This is a genomic window from Microcoleus sp. C2D2 (genome assembly GCF_036702495.1).
GTDB lineage: Bacteria > Cyanobacteriota > Cyanobacteriia > Cyanobacteriales > Microcoleaceae > Microcoleus.
In genome coordinates this window covers 85334-106245 of the sequence record NZ_JAUBTO010000011.1, presented here as the reverse complement: position 1 = coordinate 106245, position 20912 = coordinate 85334, and the positions used below count along the sequence as shown (strand labels likewise).

Genomic DNA, 20912 nt, shown 5'->3' with positions numbered 1-20912 from the left:
TTTTTGGCGGGGGGGGACGCCCATCCCACAATAACAATTAAAATTGTAAGTTATTTAATTCGCGATCCTAAGTTGGGTGGAGGAATGAAACCCAACACTATCGATTTTAGATTTTAAATTTGTCCTCGAATCTAAAATTTAAAATCTAAAATCTAAAATCTAAAATCGGCTCACTTGCCTGAAATCATTTTCCCCAGGGTTTCCGGCAGGTGAATTATATGTTGAAAAAGCTGGTTTGGCCCGATGCCAAACACTAACTGCATCGCCAGCACAATAGCTGCTAAAGAAATCGCAGTCCCGATGCTGGCTTTCAACACTTTAAAAGCCCAATTAAACACCAGCCAAGACACAAGTAAGGAAGCAATTAAGATAATTAGTTCTATTGGCATATAACATTTTTAACTCTATTTTAACTATACATAACTTACGCATCTATAGCCTTTCTCAGTAACATGAGGTGCTGATAGGGCATAGGGCATAGGGCATAGGACTCGCCCCCATACCTCACCACGCTTGAGAACCGCTACATACCAAAAAAACCAATTTTTTTATCATTGTAAAAGCCTCAAATGTAGTATTTACGTAAAAACCAGGTTTCTGCGTCCAGGACTACTGTACTTATTACTTTAAGCAATACTACCGCGTTTCCGTGTTTCCTTATAAGAAATTCCCACCTTTTTTAAGCCTGCTTTAATCATTTGCTGCTCTAACAAAGCGAAAAAGCGAGTTCGATCGCCTCCCGTGACTACCGCTTGATTGTGAGCTTCTGCTAGCGTCACCGGATAGCCGCCGCCTTTGTGTACTTGAGCCAGCATCATTCCCAATGCTAAATCTAGCTGTGCAGTATCTTGTGCTACCCATTCCGGCACTTCTATCCTAGCAATTTCTGTGCCGACGTGAACGTAACAGAAATAAACTGAATTGAGGCCGTACAAATCTAAGATTCGAGCTTGGGATTTCCATAAAGGACTTCTTTGTCCGGGGGACAGGATTGTTGCCCACAAGATGGCATCCCGCAAGGGTTCAAATTCTTGACAAGGTGCTTTTTCGGCGAAAGAAATTGTGGCGGCAAATCCGACGTTCGGGCAATTTGTCATGCAGTCTGGTACTTCGTGGGTGCAAGCTTCAAACCGCAAAAAAGATAAGCTTTCGCTGCTGCGAGAAGCGCTTAAGTATCCTAAGAGGGGAATTCCTGCTAAACGCAACTTGTGCCAAGCTTCTAAAATTGGCTGCAAAATTTGATCGCGCGCTTCGCTGGGTAACTGTTCCAAAAACCAATAAATCAGGGAACCGTCTACCATTGCTAAAGCTGGCGCGGGCAATTTATTGTCGTTAACTTTGGCCCAATTTTCGCCCATTTCTGCCAAGGCGATGGCTTCGGAAACGGCGCGCCGATATCCCATCCATTCTTCGGTTCTAATTCCCCACTGCCGCGAACCGTACAAGTCTTCAGGTTTGTAGAAAACCTCGGGGACGCTGTCTAAAACTGGGTGGCGGCTTTGCCCGTAGTGTAGCATGACTGTGCCGACGTTTAGCAAGTAGCAGTAGGCTATTTCGTGATGGTTGGGGGAAATTTGCGAGCCGTCTGTGGCAAAGACTGTGTGAGCGGCGGGGGGTGCGGTGATGTAGGTGCGATCGTCTAAGGGCTCGATCGGCGTAGCAGCATTAAATAAAGTGCGATCGCGCCAACTCTCTTGCAATTCCACCAATTTTTCCTGTTCCGCTGCAGCCTTGACCAGCAAATTCTGAGCCACTTCCAAACGCTGACGAGCCGCCTGAGCTTCCACATTCAAATGTTGGCTCATTCCCTGCATTGCCTTGGCTGCTTTAGTTAAATCGAGCATTGGTTTTAAGTCTCAATATTAGAAAGCTTTCAATTTTAGTTCGCCGATCGCACTCGTCGCAAAAGCTAAACCCGGTTTCTTGGTAGATTTGTCCTTACTAAACCCAAAACTCGTATCAACCGGGTTTCTCGGCCCCACCTGTGAGCCCTGAAGCTGAGAAATTATCAAAACAATTTTCAAATTGTCGGTTACCAAGCTTGCTTTTTTGGCCAGCCACCGGGTTTGATGGACGAAAATATTTCCTTGCCGCCCCAGCAACTGTAAAAAAAATTAGTTTCTCAGGTCAAGAATGCCTGCAAGACTGTATCAAAAAAAAATTGATTTTTTCGGTCGAGGTTCTTGCTTTTTTGGGGAATTTCTGTTATATTATATTTTATAATAGGAATCTGTCCCAAAATATTTTTTTTGCAACCATCCCATTATATAAAAATACCATACCAGCGCCGCAAAAGTCAACAAAAAAAAATGTAAAATTTTGTGATTTTTTTTGACTCTGACAACCAAAAAAAACTTCCCACCTGCAAATAAATCTAACATCAACATTCTGCCGGCAGCCAATCGGCAAAATCTCCGGCAAACTGCGACAGAGAAAGCAATTGAACGGGTGGGTTTTGGGCGACCGATTCCCGTTCTGGCAAAGTATTGTAACCCCAATCAGCCAAAAATAACCTCACCTGAGATAAATCCGGCTGCTGCTTCACCGACAGCAAAGTTTTTAAGCGGTCTTCCACAAACCAAATAGTCGAATCTTTGCCAGACGCTGCCAAAAATTCCCGCAAAGTTTGGTGTTTTGGCTTGTTGTATTCCTTGCCAAAAATCAACTCGGACGGCATTTGTACGCCTGCTAGCTGCAAAAGTTCCCGCACAAAACGACCTTCCTTCGTAGTGACGATCGCCACTTTCACCGAACTCTCCTGCAAGGAGTGCAAGCGATCGGCAACCCCTGGATAAAAGCGATGCAAAGACAGCCACCCAGCTAAATCATCAGCAATCCAATTATCGCGCAATCCGTCTAACATAGCGCCGACAGACTGCGCTTTCAAATTATTTTCGGTCAATAAATGCGGTACTATATTGGGCCACTCCAGCAAAATTTGCTCTTGGGAAATGCCTGTCAGCAGTGCGCGGATCAGCAGCGGCATTTCCCAACCTGTTTCGATGGCGGGCCGCACTCGGTAAAAACTCAAAGCTAAATCTGCATCTGGCACTGTTTCGACTGGTTTCCAGATTTGACAGTAGGTACGCCAAGCTGTTTGGAAATATTCGATTAGTCCGTCACAAATCACACCGTCAAAATCAAGAGCTAGAATTGTCGGAAAGTTATTAGCCATCAATCGATTTTAGATTTTAGATTTTAGATTTTAGATTTGGGATTGAAGAATTGAAGAATTGGAGAATTGAAGAAAGCGAGCTCACGGATCGATCCGGGGACTTGTTATCAGATACTAGGTTTTTTTGTTCTGCACGGATAAATCCGGGGGCTTGTACCCTGGCTGCTTTCGGTCAATCGATTTGAGATTTGAGATTTGAGATTTGGGATTGAAGAATTGAAGAATTGGAGAATTGAAGAAAGCGAGCTCACGGATGAATCCGGGGACTTGTTATCAGATACTAGGTTTTTTTGTTTTGCACGGATAAATCCGGGGGCTTTTACCCTGGCTGCTTTCGGTCAATCGATTTGAGATTTTGGATTTGGGATTGAAGAATTGAAGAATTGGAGAATTGAAGAAAGCGAGCTCACGGATCAATCCGGGGACTTGTTATCCGATACTAGGTTTTTTTGTTCTGCACGGATAAATCCGGGGGCTTCTATCCTGGCTGCTTTCGGTCACTGGATGGAAGAATTGAAAAATTGAAGAATTGACTGTGCAAACACTCAGCAGTGATTAGTCAAGAGTCGTTATTCAAAAGACTCAACTAGCGGTCGATCGGCAATCGATTCTAGTCCTTGGGACTGCAACAATTGCGTCCACTCGGTCCTGGGTCCGGAATCATCGGGTGCGAGGCGCCGCATTTGGGCTAGAGTAGCAAGAGTCTCGTACCAAATCCCATTTTTAGCATAAGCGATCGCCCTAGCCATAGGGTCGGCATTTGCCAAATCGTTCTTGAGAGTTTCCTGGGGTTCAATTCGCTGCACGATTCCGTAAACAAAATAATCCCCCGACCGATCCTTGTCATCGCAAACCACCGAATACGACCATTGATATCGCTGGCCGATCTCAAGAGATTTTTGGCGATCGCCGATAGCAGGAATACTGACCTCAGCTATCCCGGGTTTGTCAACTTTGAAAGTAGTTTTGTAAACCTCGGTTCCTTTTTCATCGTCAGCTTGCAAAGTAAACTCGACTTGAGTCGAAGAGTCAGAAATGTAGGCAAAGAATGTTGGCGACTCTCCTAGGGTTAAACCATCATTGCTTTTAGGTATTAAAGGAATAATAGATAAATCCTTGGGACAAGCCTCGCCTCGATGCGTCGCCCCTTGCCGGTTCTCGGGGGCTGTTACATCTGGGGGTTGGAAATTAACATTCTGAGTCAGCAGAATTGGTGCAGGCACAGCCTGCATCGGTGTAAGCAAACTGGAGAGAGTAACTGCGATCGCAAATACAGCCATCGCCAGTGCAGTAAAATTTAGAAAACGTTTCATAAAAAAATTCGGTAAGTGGGTTCCGAGCGCGTCTTGAGACTGCTCGTGGCAAACGACACGGGAATTTCAATAAGCGAGTGAACTTTCAGAATGCGTAACCATAGCTATCTTTGGGATGGACAATTTCGCAGTATCGGTGGCTGATTCCTGGAACTAATTCTGATCCTGAAATATTGAATGAGCCACTTGAACCCCAGGCAACACGACCCACTTATTTACGTATTTTCTTACCTGTCGCAACCACCGCTTTTACGATATCACAGTTTGAAAACCTTTGACAGACTTGTTTCTCGGAACATACCGAGATGGGAATCCAAACTTATCCGTGCGGCCGATTTGACGAGTTCCGTGTCCCGTCGCTTTAATTAACAGCGGCTTGTTTGTTAGAACTTCTAACAATTCAATTTGACCCACACAGGCAACATCAAGCCAATGGCTTTTAGGGAGTTCTCATCGAGTAAGGTTGAACTTAGTCAATCCACCGGAACCAGTGACGATAGGCAATCCCGTTTCTTTCAGGCGATTAAACAACGCCCAGCAAGTCAAATTTACAGCAGCATCCTTGAGGGGACGTTTAACTTGTGCGAGAATGCGCTTGGGAATATCAGGTTTTTTAACTAAAAACATTGAACTGTTTTTAGTTCCTTTCTTTTGATTGCACGAATCGCAAGCAAGCCAGAGATTAGAAATTCGATTGCTTCCACCCTTGGCTCTCGGATAAATATGCTCAACTTGCAATGCTATATTTTCCACACCGCAGTAAGCACATTTTCTATCCCACTTATTGAGTAAATACTCACGAACTTCGTAACCTGGCAATTCTCCTTGTTAATATCCAATCCCTGAAAATTCAGGATTTTCTAATTGTTGTAGGTCAAATCGGACAAGCTCTTGAACGATTGAACCGATAGGTGCAAGTCGGAGCAATTTTTTGACCCAAGTTAGAGTTTTTTCTGTCCGATGTTGCAAGGATGGTGCTAACCAACCCTTCGGATGGGTGCGATTCAAGAACCTTGCTTGGCGGTATGGTGTGTGACGATTTATTCGTGAGCGATGCCATGAGCGGCGGGATTCGAGAGTTGTTTTGAGCGATCGATCGCGATGGGTTAATTCGGCGCCCAAGACGACTTTTTCTCCCTTCACTAATGCGATACCTGTGGTTTGAGAGCCGGGGTCTATTTTTAAAGTGATTGATTCCGGGGTTGCTGTTACTACCACTTTTAAAATTATCGTAAACGGGTCCCTCCGAAATACAGCCGCTTTTCCGGCGTTCAACAACCTACGTGCTTTACCGGGATGAACCGGTAAGAGTGGTCGTTTCTCAGTATCTAGAACAAAAACAAGATTAGACATTTTAAGTCCTCCCTTGCGGGGTAATGTTAGCTTCGACCTGGTTATTTGGGTGCTTTCGGCTTACAAGAATGTTGAGCGTGACTTTAGAACTGTTTAATTGAAAGCGACACAGCGGGAAACTAGCGTCGCTTTCAAGGAGTGTTTTCACCCTGATAACCGAGTCAGTGAAGACTTAGACTGGTCAGTGTTGCTTGCAAACTATTCTTGCTAGCGAGCGTTTCTTTAGGGCTGAGTTATTGACTCTTTCACCAGATTGTAGAGATGTGATAGATCGCATCTCTACTTTTAAGTAAGCCGGAGTTTTAACCCCGGCCGCGAGCGGGTAAATTTGTCAATTTTCACATAGCGATAGGAAGACTGACAAAGCTTCAACCTATAGCGAGCTTTAGAGAGGCTGAACCAGCGGTTGAGCTGCAACTGATTCCAGTCCTTGCGACTCCAACAATTGCGTCCACTTGGCTGTCAGCCTCGCATCCCCGGGTGTCTGGCGCCGCATTTGGGCTAAAGTAGCGAGAGTTTCGTACCAAATCCCATTTGTAGCGTAAACGTTGAGCCTAGTCATCTGGTCGGCATTTGCCAAATCGCTCTTGAGATTTGCCTGCGGTTCAACTCGCTGCACGAACCCTTTAACAACGAAATCTCCCGATCGGTCTTCGGGGTCGCAAACTAGCGAAAATGACCACACGTATCGCTTACCAACTTCAATGGATTTTTTGTTGGCCGTAGCAGGAATGGTAACTCCAACAATCCCAGATTTGTCAAGTTTAAATGTTTCTTCGTAGACCACTTCCTCTTCGCTCTCGTTGAGCAGAGTAAACTCTAGTTTTGCCGAGGTTTGAGGAACATAGACAAAAATTGTGGGGGACTCTGTTAGGGTTAAACCGATATTAGTTGGAGGCACTAAAGGAGTAATCGATAAACCCGCCGGACAAAGCTTGCTGCCGCGATGTGCCCCTCCTTGTCGGCTGGTGGGGGCTGTTACGTCGGGAGGCTTGAAATTTACATTTTGACTCAGCAGAAGCGGCTGGGCTTGTGCCCGCATCGGTGCAAGTGAACTGGGGAGGGTAGCTGCGATCGCAGATACGGCGACCGCAAGTGTAGCTTGATGTAGAAAACGTTTCATTTTGTTGTACCTTTCACTATAATATTGCAAACACAGGCATTCGCTGATGGCGACAAATATTTTTGACCGACTAGTCGATGGCGTAGATACACAAATTTAACCTTGACATCTTATCCATAACATTAATTAATTCGATCGGCAAGTGCATTCTCCGTCGGGAAAATCAGCCAACCTAGGTCGCCAGTATCATTGCATACAGTTGCTGGCCGCCCAATGTAAAATTTTGTTACAAAGCGCTCGGAGTTCCTGGGTGTCCTAAGATGGAGGAAGTCTCCGGCAGGCGGCCCACGGCGAAACAACTGCTGTTCCAGAAACAAGTCAAACTTTTATGCTGGGATAATGAGTAAAATATCTAACAAAATTCGATCGGCAGCGGCTCAAGTGAGTCAAATGTATAAACCATCACTAGCATTTGCTAAGTCTGTATTAATTGCCAGCGCGGCAGTAACATTATCCTTGATGGGGGTCAGACAGCTAGGAATACTCCAACCAATAGAATTAAGCGTTTACGACCAAATGGTGAGGTGGCGTCCCGAGGAACAGCCAGACTCGCGCTTGCTAGTTGTGGGGATTACCGAAGCAGACATTCAGAAACTGGATCAGTGGCCGATATCCGATCGCAACATAGCTGCAACCTTACAAAAACTGGAAAAAATGCAGCCAGCAGTCATCGGTTTAGATGTATTGCGAGACGTACCTTTAGGAGACGGGCGCCAGGAATTAACTAAAGTTTTGCAAAAAAGCGATCTAATTATCGGGGTATGTTTAGTCACCGACGGGGGCCCGGACAATCCTGGTTCTCCGCCTCCGCCGGGAATGCCAGAAAACCGGGTGGGATTTGCAGATTTCGGAATCGATCCTGGCGGCATACTCCGCAGGTCTTTATTATTTATGAAACCACCGAAAATGGAGGGCAAATCCTCGGTAAAAAAACATCTTTGCAATGACAACTCTCAAGTTTTATATTCCTTCAACCTCAAGCTAGCACTCCGCTATCTGCAAGGGCAAAAAATTTATCCCAAACTGGCAGCCGATCAATCTTTATGGCTGGGAAAAACCCAATTAAAACGACTAGAAAGCAATGACGGAGGATACACAAATGCCGATACCAGGGGATATCAAATATTAATTAATTATCGTTCCAGGCGGCAAGTCGCAAACCAAGTCAGAATTACGGATGTTTTAGAAGGGAAAGTTGACCCGCATTTAGTTAAAGATAAAATAGTTCTCATCGGTTACACCACAGACAGCGTTAAAGATTTCTTTTATACTCCTTACAGCGGGCAACAGCAAAACAAGCAATTCATGCCGGGGATCGTGGCACACGCACAAGTAGTCAGCCAAATTTTGAGTACAGTTTTAGACAACAGACCGATGTTTTGGTTTTGGCCGGAATGGGCAGAAATCTTGTGGATTTCGGGATGGTCAATTGTGGGAGGAACCTTGGCATCGCGGATAGCTCACCCAGCGAAGTTGGGGGGGACATTCGCAGCAATGCTGTCCGGGTGCTGCGCGCTCAGCTTTGGGATTTTTCTGTTGGGAGGGTGGGTGCCTGTGGCAGCACCAACCTTAGCATTAATCCTAGCTGGCGCTAGCATAGTATCGGCAGAAAGATTTAATAAAGCCGGATACGGGAAAGCAATTAGCGATCGAGTAAAACAAGTCTTCAAAATCGAAATAGACCAAGCCAAAAAAGACCAGCAAGTCGCAGAAATCACCCAATCTCAGTTCTTTATAGATTTGCAGCAAAAGAGAGATAAACTGAGGATTAGCAAACAAGAAACCTCTGAAAAAGCACCTTCCGAACCCCAAGAAATAACTGCCCGCGTCCCAGAGCTTCCCAAAGCCGAAAGTCAGACAGACGAATACTTAACTCTGTTGCAGGAAAAAGCCAAACAGCAGAAGCAGCGCGTCGCCGTGACTGAAGGGGAAAGCAGCTCAAAAACGGGTGTGGCTCCTGATGCCGGCGGCGGTGCTAGTTCAGCCGAAACCAAACCGGATGACGAGTTCAGCCATTTGCAAGCCAAAGCCAAACTGATGCGGCAGCGCAGGGGCGCAGAAAAGAGGATACAAGATCAAAAAATTGATAGTTTAGCAGACAAGGAGGATTTGGGGGACAAGGAAGAATGACAGAGAACTCGACTGCATCGAGAATTGCATCATAATTAATTCTCGCCGTTACTTACCCTCATACGCAGATCATGTCCAAAATCATCTCTGTCCACTCTTACCGCGGCGGAACTGGCAAATCGAACACGACAGCAAACCTGGCAGCTATTATCGCTCGCGGCGGAAATCGGGTCGCCATTGTGGACACCGACATTCAATCGCCGGGGATTCACGTGCTGTTCGGTTTCAGCGAGAGCAACATGGATCGCTGCTTGAACGATTACCTGTGGGGCCGGTGTCCGATCGGGGATACAGCCTACGATGTGAGTTCGCTGCTGCCAAAATTAGCCAGTAACGGCACGCTCTACCTGATTCCTTCGAGCATTAAAGCAGGGGAGATAGCGCGAGTTTTGCGCGAAGGCTACGATGTGGGACTGCTTACCGACGGCTTTCAAGAACTGATCGATGTTCTTGACTTAGACTACCTATTTATCGACACGCACCCGGGGCTCAACGAAGAAACCCTCCTCAGCATCACCATTTCCGACATCCTGCTGCTGATTCTGCGTCCGGATCAGCAAGATTTTCAGGGAACGGCTGTGACGGTAGATGTGGCCCGAAAATTAGAAGTTCCCAAGATTTTGATGACGATCAATAAAGCCCCTGAATCCCTAGATTTCGAGGATTTGAAGCAGCAAGTAGAGAGTATTTTCACCATCCCAGTTGCAGGGGTGCTGCCCCACAGCGACAAGATGATGCTTCTCGCCAGCCAGGGGGTGTTTGTGCTGCACTTCCCTAAAGATCCTCTAACTCAGGTGGTGGAAGGGATTGCGAAACTGATTTTGGAATAAGTGGTGCAGCGAATGTCGAGATCCCGCGGTTGGCTTGAGTTTCGATCTCAATTCTTCTGCAGGGATGTCCTCCTGCGTCTGGGGCGGCTGGCCCAGGAACTTTCAAAGGCGACAATATTTGGTTAAAGAGTCTGGAGAATGGCGACAAAATGAGATACAAATAGATTATGAGAATTTGTTAAAAAACTTTAGGAGGAGAACTCATGGATTTTGACTTCCGCATACTAATAGTATTGATGCCCGTATTGTTGGCGGGCGGCTGGGCAGCTTACAACATCGGCACTTTAGCTCTCAAACAAGTGCAGAAAATGTTCAACAACCAAGCTTAAACTCAGCCTCTTTTCAGGTAATTCCGCAGCCGACTGTTTTTTGAGATACAAAACAGCCGGCTGATTTGTGCATGGGCTCTGCTTAAGCGATGGCTGATTTTTGGCGGGCAATTTACTACTGCAGAGAGATAGGGCGAAAGCGAAAGAAAAGTTATCTTCAAAACTTAGGCAGAAACCGGGTGCGATCGACCAAACTACTTTGTTGCAGCAAATGCACCTGGGTAAAAAAACCGGCGTTGCGAAAGCGAGGCAATCGGGTAACTCTGGATTTTGATCTTTGGGATCTACTCAGAAGTTGTGAGTAGAGTGCGATAAAAATATTTGGCAAGCACGTTCTGGCAGAAAATATGAGACAATCACAAAAGTATTTGCCCTGACAATCGCCCTAAAAACTACGAAGTTTAACTGGTAGGGAATATCGGTCAAATTGTCAATGTTTAATTCCTATATCTTTAGATAGATTATGCTTTTTCCCCGATCGAGCGGCATTCTACTCCACCCCACATCCTTTCCCAGTCGATTTGGCATGGGAGACATGGGAATAGAAGCATATCGCTTTATTGACTTTTTAGTAGAGAGCGACCAGCAATACTGGCAGGTATTGCCGCTGGGGCCGACAGGATACGGCAATTCTCCTTATTCGTGCTATTCAGCAATGGCGGGAAATCCGCTGCTGATCAACCCAGAACTGCTGCGGGACGACCAATTGCTCGGCGATGAAGACTTCGCTAATTTACCAGAATTTCCGCTCGATTATGTAGACTTCGAGCGGGCGATCGCCCTGAAAGTGCCTTTGCTCAAAAAAGCTTGCGAAAACTTCAAAGCCAAAGCATCGCCGATGCAGCAAAAAGAATTCTCAGGTTTTTGCGAAAGCAAAGAGAATTGGCTGGAAGATTACGCCTTATTTATGGCACTAAAAGACCACTTTGGCGGTGTTAGCTGGAATAATTGGGAACCAGAAATTGCCCGTCGAGAACCAGAGTCTCTAGAGAAGTGGCGCCAGCAGCTAAATGCTGAGATTTATTACTACAAATACGTCCAGTTTGAGTTTTTTAGCCAGTGGACGGAGTTGAAACGCTATGCCAATCTGCGGGACATTAAAATTATTGGCGACATTCCGATTTATGTAGCTCACGACAGCGCGGATGTATGGTCTCATCGAGAAATATTCTGCTTGGATGAAGCCAGCGGAGAACCAGCTTTAATGGCGGGAGTTCCCCCGGATTACTTCAGCAGTACAGGTCAATTGTGGGGCAACCCCGTCTACAATTGGGAGAAGTTGCAAGCAAGTAATTTCGAATGGTGGGTGGAGCGTTTTGAAGCGATTTTCGCTTATGTAGACGTGACTCGGATCGACCACTTTCGAGGATTTGACGCTTACTGGGCGGTGGAGCGCGGGCAAGAAACTGCTATGTACGGAGAGTGGATTAAAGCGCCGGGAACAGCTTTGTTGGATCTAATTAACCAGAAGTTTGGCGATTTGCCGATTATCGCTGAGGATTTAGGGGTAATTACTCCAGAAGTGGTAGCTTTGCGCGATCGATACGAGTTTCCAGGAATGAAGATTTTGCAGTTTGCTTTCGGCGCGGGCCCTGGCGATCCTTTTTTGCCTTTCAACTACGATCGCAACTGCGTAGTTTACACCGGCACCCACGACAACGACACGACTGTCGGCTGGTTCAATCAACTGTCAAACTACGAAAGAGATGAGGTTTTGCGTTATTTGGGCTGCATCGATCCCCAAGGAATCCACTGGTCTTTAATCCGCATGGGTTGGATGTCTATTGCTAATATGGCAATTGTGCCGTTTCAAGATTTGTTGGGTTTGGACACAGACGCGCGGATGAATTTTCCGGGGAAACCAGAGGGAAATTGGGGCTGGCGGTATCGGCCCGAAGCTTTAAATAGGGAAGTGGGCGATCGGCTCAAAACCATGACTTACATCTCCGGGCGCGCTCCCCATAAAAATTGATCGTGGGGAATGGGTAGTTGGTAATGGGTAATTGTTAATGGGTAATTGGTAATTGGTAATTGGTAATGAGTCAATAAAGACGGACATTCTAATTAAAAGCTGTGGGGTGCCAGCCATTACCTATTCCCGATTACTCATTAACAATTACCACTTAACAATTAACAATTAACCTTCATTCTTGGGCTTTGCTGAAGGCTTGAGTTCGTCTGCTTTAAAAACAACTTCTTTCACGACTCCAGGAACTCCGAGTAGTTCGGCTTGTCCGTTATTAACAGCAATCATTACTCCGCCGGCGTTACCAGCTACAACTACTAATTGCTTTTGAGCCTGCCAGGTGCGCACAGTCCCTGAAGGCAAAACTCCCTCAAACTCTGTTTTGCCATCGACTTCAACCTGCATCCACGATTCTGCTTTAAAAGTGAGGCTAACCATCACTGGTTTATTGCCAGATGTATCTAATTTTTGACCGGTTCTTGCTGCTTCCACAGTGGCGTAACTATCCGGTTTCTGAGTTTTTGAGGCGCTCGATGCCTCAGCAGCGGCGCGAGCTTGTTGTTGCTGCCCAAGTGCGAGTTCTTCGGCTCCCGCACCGTTTTTTGCGGTCACAGAACTGCCCATCAACTGAGATAAGACATTGACTGAACAGATAATTAGAAATGTATAAAAGATGTACAGGTGGATCGGCCGCAACTGAGGCCCATCTTGCCAGGATAGCTTGGTTCTCGCTCGAGGTGGCGGTTCGATCGGGAAAAACTCGGCAAACTGACTTCCGTCCAAACCCATTGCTTCAGCGTAGCGCTTGATCAAACCCTGAGTGTAGACGGGTTCGGGAAGTTGGTCGAGTTGACCGTCCTCAATGGCTTGCAGCAGATTCCGCCTAATCATTGTTACCAGGGCTACTTTGTCCAAACAAATCGAGTGCTGTTCGCGGTACTGACGGAGTTGAGCCCCTATTTCCGCTAGCTTCTTCTGAGCTGGTTCTGGCTCTTGGGAGTGCAGTTTCTTCTTAGTTGTTTTGAAGAATAAAAACAATAAATTCTTTGTCATATGCTGTGCTCCTGGGAATTTACTGGCACGCTTATTGATGTTAGGTTGACTAGATTCCATAAATAAATAATTTCCGAATCTTCTAGGGGTCGGTAGCAGCCTGGTGGCAATATTGGCAATTCGGGCCGCTGCAATTGAATCGGGCCGATGGCGGTGCGGTGCAGGCGCACCACGGGATATCCCAACTGCTCGGCTGTTCGCCGAATCTGTCGGTTTCTGCCTTCTGATAGAATGACTTCTAACAGAGTTTGCTCGCGCGCGCGCTCGAGAACTCTTACTTTCGCGGGCAAAGTCTTTCTGCCTGACAAGATGATGCCCTGACGCCACGCTTGCAGTATGGGTTCCGGGGGATCGCCGAGCACCCAAACCTGATAAGTTTTGGCGATCGAGTGACGCGGATGGGTCAAACAAAATGTCAGCTTACCATCATTGGTGAGCAAGAGGGCGCCGGTGGAATCTGCATCTAAGCGTCCTACGGGGTGGATGCCTTGACCCGAGCGCAGTTGGGGTGGCAGCAAGTCGAGAACTTTCGATCGAGATCTGGGATCGCTGCAAGTAGAAACGACGCCTGCCGGTTTGTTGAGCAATAGATAAACCTGTGACGGTCTATCCGTTGGTTTTACCGGGACTCCATCGACTTCGATCAGGTCCCGATCGGGGTTCGCTTTTTCTCCTAAGCGAACAATATTGCCATTAACTCGGACTCGTCCAGCTACAATCATCTGTTCTGCAAGACGGCGAGAGGCAATGCCCCACTGGGCGAGGATTTTTTGCAGCCTTTCATCAGACATGACGGGAGTGTGGAAACCCCCAACGAGTGAGCGGTGGGGGAGGGAACACGACACGGTTAATTGATTAACCGATGCTGGCAATGCTCTATTCCGGGTTGGGAATAAATTATCACGATCGACCAATACTTACAGGGCGTTGCGCCATGTAAGGATTGTCCTGATGGCATGACCCTGAATGTTGTGCAAAAACTACGAGGAAAAGACTCGCGGCAGGCACAGGCTTGCACCGTTGGTTTGCGGCTAATTTGAGAGCTGTGGGTCTGACCAGACCCTAAACCCACACTACCATAAATCCCGTACTGCTGGTTAAATTTATACGCTCGATCGCGAAGTTTTCCTGGGGATCGCACAACTGGCGAAGGAAGGAGAGATCGAAAGGCCCGAGTCGGGTGAGAATTTTTCTGCTTCTGGCGTTGCTGATTCGAGATTTCTGCTTGCTTTGGGAGCTCATAGGAGTTGCGCTCATCAACCCGGTTTCGCCAGAAGAATTAGAGGTTGACGGCGATATATCTATGAAGAAACCGCGTTTGTCAGGCCGGATGCGCAAGTTCTAGTTAAATTTGTGTGCTTGAATATTAAGGTTTATATTCTGAAATTGTTTATGACTGTCGATCGAAACTCTCTTCAATTTGACAATAGAGATGGCGCTGCTGGCTCTGGTGGGACTGTTAATCTCGGCTTAGAGCCGGGGAAACCAACGCCTAGTCAAGGCAGCCGGATCGCGAGCGCCGTGCTGTCTCCGGCGGTGCAGTTGTGGCTGCGATCGCAAGTTCAGCAGGTAGACGAGTTGAAGGTGAAAATTGAGGGGAGCGATCGACAAATCTTCAGCGGTGCGATCCCCAAAGTAACGGCTGCCGCGAGCGGTGCTGTGTATAAAGGACTACACCTAACTGAAGTTGCCCTAGAGGGCTGTGGCATTCGCATCAACCTGGGTCAAGCTCTCAAAGGCCAACCCCTGCGTCTGGTGGAATCCGTTCCCGTGGCAGGCCTTTTGAGGCTAAGTCAAGCGGATTTGAATGCGTCGCTGAAAGCGCCTTTGCTTGCTGATGCTTTGAGCGAATTTTTGCGGACGATGCTGCCGCTAACAGATAGGGAAAAGTCGCTGAAGTTGCAAAATTCGCTGATTGCAATTGAGGCGGGTGTGTTGACGCTTTCGGCGACAATTTTGCGCGCTGGCGGTAGGCAAATTCCTTTGGTATTGCGGACTGGTTTGCGGATGGCCAGCGGTCGCGAATTGATGTTTGAAGCACCAGAAATCGAAATGGATGGAGAATTAAAGAGCAGTGATTTCAATGGTTTTAAAATTGATTTTGGGCCGGAAGTTGAGATAGAAGAGTTGATTTTGAGTCCGGGGGAGATTGTTTGTCGGGGAGGAATTAGAGTTTTGCCTTAGTTAGTTAACAGTTGACTGTTGACTGTTGACTGTTGACTGTTGACTTTAACCTTCCACGCACAGCTTGGGAATACATACCCAATTCCCAATGCCAAATTCCCCATTCCCAATTCTCAATTGGCAATTAGCGGGCGATGAGGTAAGAGTCGATCGCGGGCAACAGTAAAGTGACAAAATAGTAGACTAAGGGTGCGGTAAAAACATAACTGTCGGTGCGATCGAGAATGCCGCCGTGACCGGGGATCAACTGTCCCGAATCCTTAACACCGGCGTCTCGCTTCATCATCGACTCAGTTAAATCTCCCAACAGGCTAGCAACGCCAATCAACAGACCAAAAGCAGCCCCAGTATACGGCCACCCCGGCCAGTGTAAATACCAAGACCCAGCGACGGCCACGGCGATGCTGCCGCAAACTCCAAATACGGCACCTTCAACGGTTTTTTTGGGGCTGATGTGGGACAGGCTAGTGCGGCCGAAGAATTTGCCGACAAAATAAGCCCCAATGTCAGCGGCCCAGATGCAGAGGAAAGCAAGCAGCAGCGAAGTCAATCCTAAAGAAATGTGGCCCGAAGTTGTCCAAGACGGCGGTGAGTAAATGTTAACGGGCAAATTGCTTGCTACTGCTTTGCCCAGTCCAGTTGTAGCAAGATTGGCTGGGTCGATGCCGACTCGCAGCCGTATCCAATAGCTGGGCAAATAACCGCCGTAGAACAATCCTAAAATTGAGGAGGCAATATCGGCGATCGTAGATAATTTAGGTTGGAATAACAGGTAGAAACAGATTAAGGTTCCGGCTAGGGGGAACATGGCGTCTACGAGTTGCGGTGCTAGGGCGGCAGTAATTAGCAGACCTTGACTGACGGCTAAGGTAGTTTTGGCAGCAGGTGCAATGCCTTTAGCCCTGGCTAATTCAAAATATTCCAATTGGCCTAGGTAGACGATGACTCCAAAGCCGACGGTGAAGTACCATCCCCCCATAATAATCATTCCCAAAGCAAGGGCGATCGCAACTATTCCACTGAGGATACGAGACCAAGGCATAAAATGAATTTCTCTTGCAGACGGCGGCGGGTCATTCGATTTTGGATTTTGGATTTTGGATTTTGGATTTTTCAAGAGCACGAGTTTCTCCGTTGCACAGCTAACCCCCATTTCCAATCGGCGATCCAAAATCTCAAATCAGGCGGTCAATCCAGCTATGGTGGCCCCTATTCTTAAGTATGAAGGTTAAGTGAACTTAAAAAAGATTAAGAATTACATTTAGGAATGGGCATGGGGCCTAAAAGCATGAGGCATGGGGCATTGCAGGTACAGCCTGGAAGGTGATTGGTAACAAATAACCAATAACAACAGTCAACAGTCAACAGTCAACAGTCAACTAACTTCTAATCCAGCTTTTCGCCACTGAGAATAAATATGGGATTGACGGCGGCAAAGGTTTGACTCAGGCCGCGAGTCTCCAAGCGGTTGACGGCGGACTGGACTACTTCGATGTTGCGGACTTGCAACTCGGCGAACCCTTCGGAAATGGCGTAAAGATTCTCTAAATTGCCAGCGGTAGCGACAACTCTACCGTGGGGTTGCAAGTACCGCCAGACTTCTTGGAGAATGGCTTTAATGGGGCGACCTCCTTCGATGCAGACTCGGTGGGGCCGTTGGGGCAGGTTTTTGAGGCATTCCGGGGCACTGCCTTCTATGACTTCTACGTTGTTGAGATCGAATCGATCGCAATTTCTGCGAATCAAGCTTGCGACTTCTTCGTCCCTTTCGACGGCGATAATCCGACCTTTGGGACACAGCAAACCTGTTTCTACGGCGATTGTGCCAGTACCTGCACCGATGTCCCACACCACTGAGTCTGCTTGCAGCCGCAGGTGGGAGAGTAACAGCAGTCGGACTTCTCGCTTACTCATGGGAATTCCCGGTAAACGTTCAAATAAGTCATCGGGAATGCCTGGAGTGACGTAGGGCCAAAGCATAGTTCTATTTTTGATTTTTGATTTTTGATTGAAGCAAGACCGAAGTTGGAACTCGCGGAAGAAGTAGAAATTCTCCCCATTTCCCCCAAGCCTTTATATTTACTGTCGCACAACCTTGAGAGTTTGGAGGTTTCTATCGCTACAACCTGTGATTTTGCCGCCGGCGGTAAGGACTTGTTGCAGGTAGTCAACGGCTTCTGGGGTAATGATTTCACCGGGCATCAGGACTGGTATTCCTGGGGGGTAGGGACATATGAGTTCGGCGCTGAGGCGATCGACTGCTTTGTCTGCGGGTACTGTTTCCGCTGGCAAAAAGAAAGCCTCGCGGGGGGAGAGGAGAGGGGGAGAGGGGGAGAGTGGGAGATTGGGAGAGGGGGAGAGTGGGAGAGGGGGAGATGGGGCAAATCTTCCTTCTTCCTTCTTCCTTCTTCCTTCTTCCTTCTTCCTTCTTCCTTCTAAAATCGTAAAAGCTTTAACTAAATTGTCAATATCTGTTTCTGTATTGCCCAAGCTAATAATAAATGTTAGATGTTGAGGCATGGGAAGTTCTGCGGTGACTGCGAGTTCCGAGTGCATAATTTCATCGGCGGCAAATCCTGTGATTCCTAAATCGGATACTTTTACTGTTAGCCGGGTTCGGTCTAATGCTGCAAAACCGGGTGTATTTAACGGTTCTAAAACTGATAAGCCGGGAATTAGACTGATGCGCGATCGCGCTTTTTCGGCTAGCAGTAAAGTTTTGGTCATTAACTGTTCGCCGTGCAGTGCGATTTGTTGGCGGGCTGCGTCTAGGGATGCTAATAGTATGTAACTCGGACTGGTAGATTGTACTAACTGCAATGCTCTATTTAATTTTTGGATATCTATGCGATCGCCCTTGACGTGCAGCATCGATGCTTGTGTCATTGCACCGAGGGTTTTGTGGATTGATTGTACTGTTAAATCGGCACCGCCTGATAGTGCCGTTTCTGGCAAGTTTGAATGAAAGTTAAAGTGCGCGCCGTGGGCTTCGTCTACTAATAACGGTATGTTGTATTGATGGGTAATTTGGGCGATCGCCCGCAAATCCCCGCAGACGCCGTGATAGGTTGGGTAAATTATCATTACTGCTTTGGCGTCGGGATGTTGTTCTAATGCGGAGGCTGTGGCTTCTGGGGTGATGCTGTTGGCAATATCCCAAGTGCGATCGTACTCGGGATTGACAAAAATCGGAATTGCACCGGATAAAATTAAACCTGAAATCGCCGAGGAGTGGATATTTCGAGGCAGGATAATTTTATCTCCTGGGCCGCAAGTCGCTAAGATGGCGGCGATAATTCCGCAAGTCGAACCGTTGGCCAAAAACCGAGTTGATTTTGCTCCAAATGCTTCGGCTGCTAAGTCTTGAGCTTCGGCAATTGCACCTTCAGGATTAAAGAGATTGTCTAATTCCGGCAATTCCGGCAAATCCGAGCGAAATACTGTGGCACCGAATAAGTCAACTAGCGGCCCCGAGATTCCTTGTCCGCGTTTATGTCCGGGGGCGTAGAACGGGGCGTGCGGATGATTTGTGCGATCGCGCAAAGCATCTAATAGAGGCGTTTTTGTTTGAGAGTTTGCTGGTGACACGATTAATCTTGATTGCTGTATTTGATATCTAAGTAGAGCGGTATGAAACAACCATAATATCTTGTAGGGGCGGACCCGGCGAGTACCTTTACTCTCAGGCTGTTTATTGCTGTACTCACGCGCACTCCCCATCTAATCTTTATTTGTAACTACCTACTTAGTTTAATGCCACAGGCATAAATTTATGCGAAAGTAACAGTTAATTATAGCTATTTAGATAGATGTTTTCGCTGCAATTTTGAGTTTAAAATTATGAGATAAAACAATACCACAACTCAGTTATTTTTGTTGAAAAATATAGCGAGAAGTGGCGACCAAATGTTTTTGGAACATCTCTATTAGCGAGCAAAACACTAACATGATTTATCCCAACCCTAGTCCGTTGCCAGGCCCGCAGATTCCCAGTACCGAACCGGGACTGCCGACTATACCCGCATCGCCACCAGTGCCGGGCCCCGTACCGGAGCCGATTCCCGGTCCGGTACCCGAACCGGTACCTGCGCCAATTCCGCAGCCAATTCCCGAACCGGTGCCGGAAACCGTCCCCTCTCCGATTCCTCAAACAGTGCCCGGACCTATTCCTCAGACAATCCCCGATCCGGTGTAAATTATGTAGGACTTACGCACATATTCCCGGTTTTTGCAAAAAATCTGGGGTTTGGCCAGGAGACATTCCCACAGAAACTGGGTTTCTCACCGCGCGTCCGTAAGTCCTGTCCGATATATTGCGGATACTTATGATATTTTGAAACAGTGATATGTTTCTAAATAGCTATGCTTACTGCCGGAATTGTCGGACTGCCTAATGTTGGCAAATCTACTTTGTTTAATGCTCTGGTTGCTAATGCCAAGGCGACTGCTGCTAATTTTCCTTTCTGTACGATCGAGCCAAATACGGGTATCGTGGCAGTGCCAGACGAACGGTTGAACGTGCTGAGCAATATTAGCAATTCCGCGCAAACGGTGCCGACGCGGATGGAGTTTGTGGATATTGCGGGTTTGGTGAAGGGGGCGAGTCAGGGGGAAGGATTGGGAAATCAGTTTTTGTCTCACATCCGGGCCGTAGATGCGATCGTCCACGTTGTCCGCTGTTTTGACAATGATGATATTATTCACGTTGCGGGTTCTGTCGATCCCCAGCGAGATATTGAGATTATCAATCTCGAATTAATTTTAGCAGACTTAGCTCAAATTGAACGCAGGCTCGATCGCACTCGCAAGCTCGCCCGCAACAATAAGGAAGCTCAGGCAGAAGTGGATGTGCTCGAAAAATTAGTAGCGGTTTTGAATGCGGGGAAACCGGCGCGGCAGTACAGTTTCACAGATGAAGAAGCTGAATTAGTTAAAGGTTTGGAATTACTCACCAACAAACCAATTATCTATGCTGCTAACGTGTCTGAGGACGATTTGGCCACAGGAAATAGCTATGTCGAACAAGTGCGGGAAGTAGCAAAAGCAGAAAATGCTAAGGTTGTCATAGTTTCGGCGCAAGTTGAGTCAGAATTGGTAGACTTATCAGAGGAAGAACGAACGGATTTCCTAGAATCTCTCGGGGTAAAAGAAGGGGGCTTGAAATCTCTGATTCGAGCTACTTACGAATTATTGGGTTTGCGGACTTATTTTACTAGCGGACCGAAGGAAACTCGCGCTTGGACGATTATCGCGGGAATGTTAGCACCGCAAGCTGCGGGGGTGATTCACTCAGATTTTGAACGGGGTTTCATCCGGGCCGAAACTGTAGCTTATGAAGATTTGGTTGCTACGGGCGCGATGAATGCGGCTAAGGAAAAAGGCTTAGTTCGCAGTGAAGGAAAAGAGTATATTGTACAAGAGGGGGATGTGCTGTTGTTCCGATTTAATGTTTAGCT

19 protein-coding genes and 1 pseudogene are annotated in these 20912 nt (G+C 47.2%); 8 read left to right on the top strand and 12 right to left on the bottom strand.

The genetic code is table 11. The features are described 5' to 3' along the window. Positions 1 to 170 precede the first annotated feature (170 nt). Positions 171 to 389 (bottom strand): hypothetical protein, encoded by a 219-nt coding sequence (locus tag QUB61_RS06500; RefSeq protein ID WP_333125177.1) that lies wholly within the window; start codon positions 387 to 389, stop codon positions 171 to 173. A gap of 237 nt (positions 390 to 626) precedes the next feature. Next, a complete protein-coding gene (locus QUB61_RS06495; protein ID WP_333125179.1) occupies positions 627 to 1844 on the bottom strand; it encodes a DNA double-strand break repair nuclease NurA in 1218 nt (405 codons plus the stop codon). Positions 1845 to 1984: 140 nt separating this feature from the next. Here QUB61_RS06495 and QUB61_RS06490 point away from each other — a divergent pair, with 140 nt between their 5' ends. Then, on the top strand, positions 1985 to 2335 hold the full coding sequence (locus QUB61_RS06490) for a hypothetical protein (RefSeq protein WP_333125182.1): 351 nt from the start codon (positions 1985 to 1987) through the stop codon (positions 2333 to 2335). 45 nt (positions 2336 to 2380) lie between these two features. Here QUB61_RS06490 and QUB61_RS06485 read toward each other — a convergent pair whose 3' ends face one another. The 4 genes and pseudogenes from QUB61_RS06485 to QUB61_RS06470 form a co-directional block, all read right to left on the bottom strand. Then, entirely contained in the window at positions 2381 to 3175 is a 795-nt protein-coding gene (locus QUB61_RS06485) for an HAD hydrolase-like protein (protein ID WP_333125185.1), read from the bottom strand. A 569-nt stretch (positions 3176 to 3744) separates the two neighbouring features. After that, positions 3745 to 4488, bottom strand: a complete 744-nt coding sequence (locus QUB61_RS06480; protein WP_333125188.1) for a DUF928 domain-containing protein — start codon at positions 4486 to 4488, stop codon at positions 3745 to 3747. Positions 4489 to 4573: 85 nt separating this feature from the next. Continuing rightward, positions 4574 to 5841 (bottom strand): annotated as a pseudogene (iscB, locus tag QUB61_RS06475) (RNA-guided endonuclease IscB). A gap of 385 nt (positions 5842 to 6226) precedes the next feature. Continuing rightward, the gene (locus QUB61_RS06470; RefSeq protein WP_333125191.1) at positions 6227 to 6964 is read right to left on the bottom strand and encodes a DUF928 domain-containing protein; all 738 of its coding nucleotides are present in this window, start codon (positions 6962 to 6964) and stop codon (positions 6227 to 6229) included. Between the two features lie 339 nt (positions 6965 to 7303). On the opposite strand from QUB61_RS06470, the gene QUB61_RS06465 reads away from it, so the two are divergent. The 4 genes from QUB61_RS06465 (at position 7304) to malQ (ending at position 12225) form a co-directional block, all read left to right on the top strand. Beyond that, the gene (locus QUB61_RS06465; protein ID WP_333125193.1) at positions 7304 to 9094 is read left to right on the top strand and encodes a CHASE2 domain-containing protein; all 1791 of its coding nucleotides are present in this window, start codon (positions 7304 to 7306) and stop codon (positions 9092 to 9094) included. Positions 9095 to 9165: 71 nt separating this feature from the next. Continuing rightward, positions 9166 to 9924 (top strand): MinD/ParA family protein, encoded by a 759-nt coding sequence (locus QUB61_RS06460; RefSeq protein ID WP_333125196.1) that lies wholly within the window; start codon positions 9166 to 9168, stop codon positions 9922 to 9924. Between the two features lie 203 nt (positions 9925 to 10127). Further along, positions 10128 to 10253 carry a photosystem II protein Y gene (locus tag QUB61_RS06455; protein ID WP_332960340.1) on the top strand — a complete coding sequence of 42 codons (126 nt, stop codon included), beginning with the start codon at positions 10128 to 10130 and terminating at the stop codon, positions 10251 to 10253. 463 nt (positions 10254 to 10716) lie between these two features. Continuing rightward, positions 10717 to 12225, top strand: coding sequence for a 4-alpha-glucanotransferase (malQ, locus tag QUB61_RS06450; RefSeq protein WP_333125199.1), 1509 nt, complete (start codon positions 10717 to 10719; stop codon positions 12223 to 12225). Positions 12226 to 12390: 165 nt separating this feature from the next. On the opposite strand, the gene QUB61_RS06445 is transcribed toward malQ, so the two are convergent. The 3 genes from QUB61_RS06445 to QUB61_RS06435 form a co-directional block, all read right to left on the bottom strand. Further along, positions 12391 to 13272 (bottom strand): RodZ domain-containing protein, encoded by an 882-nt coding sequence (locus QUB61_RS06445; RefSeq protein WP_333125201.1) that lies wholly within the window; start codon positions 13270 to 13272, stop codon positions 12391 to 12393. Further along, the gene (locus QUB61_RS06440) at positions 13269 to 14063 is read right to left on the bottom strand and encodes a pseudouridine synthase (RefSeq protein ID WP_333125205.1); all 795 of its coding nucleotides are present in this window, start codon (positions 14061 to 14063) and stop codon (positions 13269 to 13271) included. The genes QUB61_RS06445 and QUB61_RS06440 overlap by 4 nt, the downstream gene beginning before the upstream one ends. A gap of 271 nt (positions 14064 to 14334) precedes the next feature. Then, complete coding sequence (locus QUB61_RS06435) at positions 14335 to 14529, bottom strand: hypothetical protein (RefSeq protein WP_333125208.1); 195 nt, start codon at positions 14527 to 14529, stop codon at positions 14335 to 14337. A 135-nt stretch (positions 14530 to 14664) separates the two neighbouring features. Here QUB61_RS06435 and QUB61_RS06430 point away from each other — a divergent pair, with 135 nt between their 5' ends. Continuing rightward, positions 14665 to 15456, top strand: a complete 792-nt coding sequence (locus tag QUB61_RS06430; protein WP_333125210.1) for a DUF2993 domain-containing protein — start codon at positions 14665 to 14667, stop codon at positions 15454 to 15456. A gap of 124 nt (positions 15457 to 15580) precedes the next feature. On the opposite strand, the gene QUB61_RS06425 is transcribed toward QUB61_RS06430, so the two are convergent. From QUB61_RS06425 to QUB61_RS06415, 3 genes are all read right to left on the bottom strand, one after another. Continuing rightward, positions 15581 to 16498, bottom strand: a complete 918-nt coding sequence (locus QUB61_RS06425) for a phosphatidate cytidylyltransferase (RefSeq protein WP_333125213.1) — start codon at positions 16496 to 16498, stop codon at positions 15581 to 15583. Positions 16499 to 16842: 344 nt separating this feature from the next. Beyond that, entirely contained in the window at positions 16843 to 17436 is a 594-nt protein-coding gene (cbiT, locus tag QUB61_RS06420) for a precorrin-6Y C5,15-methyltransferase subunit CbiT (RefSeq protein ID WP_333125215.1), read from the bottom strand. Positions 17437 to 17535: 99 nt separating this feature from the next. Then, a complete protein-coding gene (locus QUB61_RS06415) occupies positions 17536 to 19044 on the bottom strand; it encodes an aminotransferase class I/II-fold pyridoxal phosphate-dependent enzyme (protein ID WP_333125217.1) in 1509 nt (502 codons plus the stop codon). A gap of 358 nt (positions 19045 to 19402) precedes the next feature. Here QUB61_RS06415 and QUB61_RS06410 point away from each other — a divergent pair, with 358 nt between their 5' ends. Both QUB61_RS06410 and ychF read left to right on the top strand, forming a co-directional pair. Further along, positions 19403 to 19651: a gamma-aminobutyric acid A receptor, epsilon-like protein gene (locus QUB61_RS06410; RefSeq protein WP_333125219.1), complete on the top strand. Its 249-nt coding sequence runs from the start codon at positions 19403 to 19405 to the stop codon at positions 19649 to 19651. A gap of 167 nt (positions 19652 to 19818) precedes the next feature. Then, a complete protein-coding gene (gene ychF, locus QUB61_RS06405) occupies positions 19819 to 20910 on the top strand; it encodes a redox-regulated ATPase YchF (protein WP_333125222.1) in 1092 nt (363 codons plus the stop codon). The last annotated feature ends 2 nt before the right edge of the window (positions 20911 to 20912 follow it).